Consider the following 5,574-nt stretch of genomic DNA (forward strand, 5'->3'; position numbering starts at 1 on the left):
GGCCGCAGCCCTCGCCGACGCCCACGGACGCTCCCGCTTCGGCGGCTGGCGCAACCTGCCCTCCGGGCCCCAGACCAAGCGCTACGCCCTCGCGGGCGAGGAACACGAGGTCCACGAGGTCGAGTACCACCACACGCGCGCGGGCCTGACCGCCGAGGGAGTACGGGTCGTGCACGCGGACGCCACCCGCGTGGTCCTCGAAGTGGACGGTGTCCGGCGGAAGTTCGAGGTGTCCCGCCACGGCGACCAGGTGTACGTGAACAACACGGCCCTCACCGCCCTGCCCCACTTCCCGGACCCGACCGCCCAGCACGCCCCCGGCTCCCTCCTGGCCCCGATGCCCGGCACGGTCGTACGCCTGGCCGAAGGCCTGACCGAGGGAGCCCAGGTGGAAGCGGGCCAACCCCTGCTCTGGCTGGAGGCCATGAAGATGGAACACAAGATCACCGCCCCGGCAACGGGAACACTCACGGCCCTGCACGCGGCCCCAGGCCTCCAGGTGGAGGTGGGCACCTTGCTGGCCGTGGTCGAGGACAGGTAAGGGGCGCGGGGAACTGCGCGACAAGCCACGACGCAAGCCGCACCCTCCAAACGACAATCAGTCCCGCCCCCTTAGGAGCCCCATGAGCCCCGTTATGGAAACCGAAGAACACAAGGCCCTAAGAACAGCAGTAGCAGCCCTCGGCAAGAGGTACGGCCGCGACTACCTCACCCGAGTCACAGCCGCCGGAGGCTACCCGGACGAGCTCTGGTCCGAGGCAGCCAAGCTCGGCTACCTAGGGGTCAACCTCCCGGAGGAACACGGCGGCGGAGGCGGCGGCATAGCCGAACTCTCCATAGTCCTCGAAGAACTCGGCACCGCGGGCTGCCCCCTCCTCATGCTGATCGTCTCCCCGGCCATCTGTGGCACGGTCATCGCCCGCTACGGCACCGACGCCCAGAAACAGCGCTGGCTCCCCGGAATCGCCGAAGGCACCCGCACCATGGCCTTCGGCATCACCGAACCCGACGCCGGCTCCAACTCCCACCGCATCACCACGACCGCCCGCCGGGACGCCGGAGGCGACTGGCTGCTCACCGGCCGCAAGGTGTTCATCTCGGGCGTCGACATCGCCGACTCCGTCCTCATCGTGGGCCGCACCGAAGACGCCCGCACCGGCACGCTCAAGCCCTGCCTGTTCGTCGTCCCGAAGGACGCGCCCGGCTTCGGGTGGCGCGCCATCGACATGGAGATCAACTCCGCCGAGAAGCAGTTCGAGCTCACCCTCGACGACGTACGGCTCCCCGCCGACGCCCTCGTCGGCGACGAGGACGCGGGCCTGCTCCAGCTGTTCGCCGGTCTCAACCCCGAGCGCATCATGACGGCCGCGTTCGCGATCGGCATGGGCCGGTACGCCCTCGCCAGGGCCGTCGAGTACGCCCGCGACCGCACCGTGTGGAAGACCCCCATCGGCTCCCACCAGGCCATCGCGCACCCCCTCGCACAGGCCCACATCGAACTCGAACTCGCCCGCCTGATGATGCAGAAGGCCGCCCTCCTCTACGACTCCGGGGACGACACGGCCGCCGGGGAGGCCGCCAACATGGCCAAGTACGCCGCCGGAGAAGCCTGCGTCAAGGCCGTCGACCAGGCCGTGCACACCCTCGGCGGCAACGGCCTCACCCGTGAGTACGGCCTCGGCTCCCTCGTCACGGCCGCACGCGTGTCCCGTATCGCACCGGTGAGCCGCGAGATGATCCTCAACTACGTCTCCCACCAGACCCTGGGCCTGCCCAAGTCGTACTGAGTGCGGGGACCACGTACTGAGTGTGGGGCCGCCCCAGGACGTACCCCGCAGCACACCGTCGTGCACCGTCGTGCGAGGAGGACCCATGTTCCGCAGCGAGTACGCAGACGTCCCGGCCGTCGAACTCCCCATCCACGAGGCCGTCCTGGGCCGGGCCGCTGAGTTCGGGGACACCCCCGCGCTGATCGACGGCGTCGACGGAACCACGATCACGTACGAGCAGCTGGACCGCTTCCACCGGCGGCTGGCCGCCGCGTTCGCCGACACGGGTGTCGAGAAGGGCGACGTACTCGCCCTGCACAGCCCGAACACGATCGCCTTCCCTACGGCCTTCTACGCCGCCACGCGCGCGGGAGCCTCGGTCACCACCGTGCACCCGCTCGCCACGCCCGACGAGTTCGCGAAGCAGCTCACCGACTCCGGCGCCCGCTGGATCGTCACCGTCTCGCCCCTCCTGGAGACGGCGCGCACGGCCGCCGAACGCGCCGGAGGCATACGGGAGATCTTCGTCTGCGACAACGCCCCGGGGCACCGGTCCCTCATCGACATGCTCGCCACCACCGCACCCGAACCGCACCTCGACATCGACCCCGCCGAGGACATCGCCGCCCTGCCGTACTCCTCCGGCACGACCGGCATCCCCAAGGGCGTGATGCTCACCCACCGGTCCATCGCCACCAACCTCGCGCAGCTCGAACCCGCCACCCGGTTCGGCCCCGGCGAACGCGTCCTCGCCGTGCTGCCGTTCTTCCACATCTACGGGCTGACGGCCCTCATGAACGCGCCCCTCAAACAGGGCGCCACCGTCGTCGTACTGCCCCGATTCGACCTCGAAACCTTCCTCACCGCGATCGAGGAGCAGCGCATCACCGGACTGTTCGTCGCCCCGCCGATCGTCCTCGCCCTCGCCAAACACCCGAAGGTGGCGGAGTACGACCTGTCGTCCCTGACGTACATCGTCTCCGCCGCCGCACCCCTGGACGCCCGCCTCGCCCAGGCCTGCGCCCGGCGCCTCGGCCTGCCGCCCGTCAGCCAGGCCTACGGCATGACGGAACTCTCGCCCTGCACCCACCTCGTCCCCCTGGACACCGCCCAGGACGCACCCCCCGGCACCGTCGGCAAGCTCATCGCGGGAACCGAGATGCGGATCGTCTCCCTGAACGACCCCTCCGAGGACCTCGGCGCCGGCGAACCCGGCGAGGTCCTCATCCGCGGCCCCCAGGTCATGAAGGGCTACCTGGGACGTCCCGACGCCACCACCGCGATGATCGACACGGACGGCTGGCTCCACACCGGCGACATCGGACACGTGGACGCCGACGGCTGGCTGTACATCGTCGACCGCGTCAAGGAACTGATCAAGTACAAGGGCTTCCAGGTCGCCCCCGCCGAACTCGAAGCCCTCCTGCTCACCCACCCCGGCATCGCCGACGCCGCCGTGATCGGCTTCTACAACGACGACAACAACGAGGTCCCGCACGCCTATGTGGTCCGCCAGCCCACCGCCACGGACCTCTCCGAAGGAGAGGTCATGATGTACGTCGCCGAACGCGTCGCCCCCTACAAGCGCGTCCGCCGCGTCACCTTCCTCTCCGCCGTACCCCGCGCCGCCTCCGGCAAGATCCTCCGCCGCGAACTGCGCGACCTCCAGGAACAGCGCAAGGTCCGGGAACTGGGGGAGAAACCGTGACGGACCTCGTCCACACCGCGCACCACCGCGGCATCACCACCCTCACCCTCGACTCACCGGCCAACCGCAACGCCCTGTCGGCCGCGCTCGTCGGCGAGCTCGCCGACGCGCTGACCCGGTACGGCGACGACCACGACGTACGCGCCGTCGTCCTCACCCACACCGGCAACACCTTCAGCGCGGGCGCCGACCTGCGCGACCCGCCGCCCCCGGAGGCGCTGGTCGAGCTGATGAGGAAGATCGTCGCCCTGCCCAAGCCCGTGGTCGCCCGGGTCGCCGGACACGTACGGGCGGGCGGCCTCGGCCTCCTCGGCGCCTGCGACATCGCGGCCGCCTCCGACCGGGCCACGTTCGCCTTCACCGAGGTACGCGTCGGCGTCGCCCCCGCGGTCATCTCGCTGCCCCTCCTGCCCCGTACGGACCCACGCGCCCTCGCCCGCTACTACCTCACCGGCGAGACCTTCGGACCGGCCGAGGCGGCCCGCATCGGCCTGATCACGGCGGCGGCGGACGACGGGGACGCCGACGGCGTCGACGAGGTCCTCGCCCCCGTACTGGACGGCCTGCGCCGCGCCTCCCCGGAAGCCCTCGCCGAGACCAAACGGCTGCTCACGGCTAAGGTGCTGCAGGGCTTCGACCAGGACGCGTCCCGGCTGACCGGCCTCTCGGCCCAGCTGTTCGCCTCCCCGCAGGCCCGCGAGGGAATGACGGCCTTCCTGGAAAGACGGGATCCCGCATGGCTGGTGTGAGCACGGGCGCGGTGGGCACGGGCGGTACGCGTACGGACGAGGCGACCATGGTCGAACGCATGCCCAAACAGGACCGCAGCCGGGCCACCCGCCGACGTCTCCTCGAAGCCGCCGTCGCCTGCCTCGCGGAACACGGCTGGGCGGGCTCCACGGTCTCCGTCGTCGCCGAGCGCGCCGGCGTGTCCCGGGGCGCCGCCCAGCACCACTTCCGGACCCGCGAGGACCTGTTCACCGCGGCCGTCGAGTACGTCGCCGAAGAGCGCTCCACGGCCCTGCGCGCCCTCTTCCCCGAGGGCGCCGCCGACCGCCGGGCCGTGATCGCCGCCCTGGTCGACCTCTACACCGGCCCGCTCTTCCGCGCCGCGCTCCACCTGTGGGTCGCCGCCTCCAACGAGGACCAGCTCCGCCCCAGGGTGACGGAACTGGAGGACCGGATCGGCCGCGAGACCCACCGCATCGCCGTGGAGCTGCTCGGCGCGGACGAGTCCGTACCCGGCGTCCGTGAGACCGTCCAGGGCCTCCTCGACATGGCCCGCGGCCTGGGCCTCGCCAACCTCCTCACCGACGACACCGGCCGCCGCGACCGGGTGGTGGCGCAGTGGGCCGAACTCCTGGATGAGGCCCTCGCCTGAGACGTACGCGCTCACAGGCTGAGCTTCCTCACAGGCTGAGCCACCTCAGGGGCCGAGCCACCTCAGGGGCTGAGCCGCTCGACCCGCCACGCCCCGCCCGGCTCCGCCACGTACCGCAGCCGGTCGTGCAGCCGGTTCCACCGCCCCTGCCAGAACTCCACCGTCTGCGGCACGACCCGGAAACCGCCCCAGTTCGGCGGCACCGGCACCTGCTCGCCCTCCGGATAGCGGGCGCTCAGCTCGTCGTACACGGTGTCGATCTCCGCGCGTGAGGAGATCACCGAGGACTGCGCGCTGGCCCAGGCACCCAGCTGGGAGCCGTGCGGACGGGTACGGAAGTACGCCGCCGTCTCGTCACGCCCCGTACGACGGGCCGTCCCGGTCACGACCACCTGGCGGGCGATGGGGTGCCAGGGGAACAGCAGCGAGACGTACGGGTTGCCCGCGATGTCGAGGCCCTTGCGGGAGTCGTAGTTCGTGTAGAAGACGAAGCCCTGCTCGTCGTACGCCTTCATCAGCACCGTACGGGAGGTCGGCCGGCCCTCGGCGTCCGCCGTCGAGACCACCATCGCGTTCGGCTCGAACACCGCGCCCTCGGCCGCGGCCTGCGTGAACCAGCGTTCGAACTGCACCATGGGATGGTCGGCGAGTTCATGCTCGTCGAGTCCTTCGGCCCGGTACTGCTTGCGCATCGCGGCGGGGTCCGGGGCGGGGGC

The 5,574-nt window shown here is 71.1% G+C and carries 6 protein-coding genes; 5 read left to right on the top strand and 1 reads right to left on the bottom strand.

All coding sequences use genetic code 11. The annotated features are described in order from the left end of the window. From FNH04_RS40340 to FNH04_RS40360, 5 genes are all read left to right on the top strand, one after another. The coding region (locus FNH04_RS40340; protein WP_194236983.1) for an acetyl-CoA carboxylase biotin carboxyl carrier protein subunit at positions 1–541 on the top strand (541 nt) is incomplete at its 5' end. Between the two features lie 82 nt (positions 542–623). Next, on the top strand, positions 624–1,787 hold the full coding sequence (locus tag FNH04_RS40345) for an acyl-CoA dehydrogenase family protein (RefSeq protein WP_152791147.1): 1,164 nt from the start codon (positions 624–626) through the stop codon (positions 1,785–1,787). An 85-nt stretch (positions 1,788–1,872) separates the two neighbouring features. Next, a complete protein-coding gene (locus tag FNH04_RS40350; RefSeq protein WP_152791149.1) occupies positions 1,873–3,477 on the top strand; it encodes a 4-coumarate--CoA ligase family protein in 1,605 nt (534 codons plus the stop codon). Further along, positions 3,474–4,226 carry an enoyl-CoA hydratase family protein gene (locus FNH04_RS40355; protein ID WP_322725270.1) on the top strand — a complete coding sequence of 251 codons (753 nt, stop codon included), beginning with the start codon at positions 3,474–3,476 and terminating at the stop codon, positions 4,224–4,226. The genes FNH04_RS40350 and FNH04_RS40355 overlap by 4 nt, the downstream gene beginning before the upstream one ends. A 47-nt stretch (positions 4,227–4,273) precedes the next feature. Then, on the top strand, positions 4,274–4,858 hold the full coding sequence (locus FNH04_RS40360; protein WP_228031908.1) for a TetR/AcrR family transcriptional regulator: 585 nt from the start codon (positions 4,274–4,276) through the stop codon (positions 4,856–4,858). Positions 4,859–4,920: 62 nt separating this feature from the next. Here the strand turns inward: FNH04_RS40360 and pdxH are convergent. Further along, positions 4,921–5,574 (bottom strand): pyridoxamine 5'-phosphate oxidase (gene pdxH / locus FNH04_RS40365; RefSeq protein ID WP_228031906.1); only part of this gene is annotated, 654 nt, incomplete at its 5' end.

The organism is Streptomyces phyllanthi, from assembly GCF_009377205.1.
Taxonomy (GTDB): Bacteria; Actinomycetota; Actinomycetes; order Streptomycetales; family Streptomycetaceae; genus Streptomyces; species Streptomyces phyllanthi.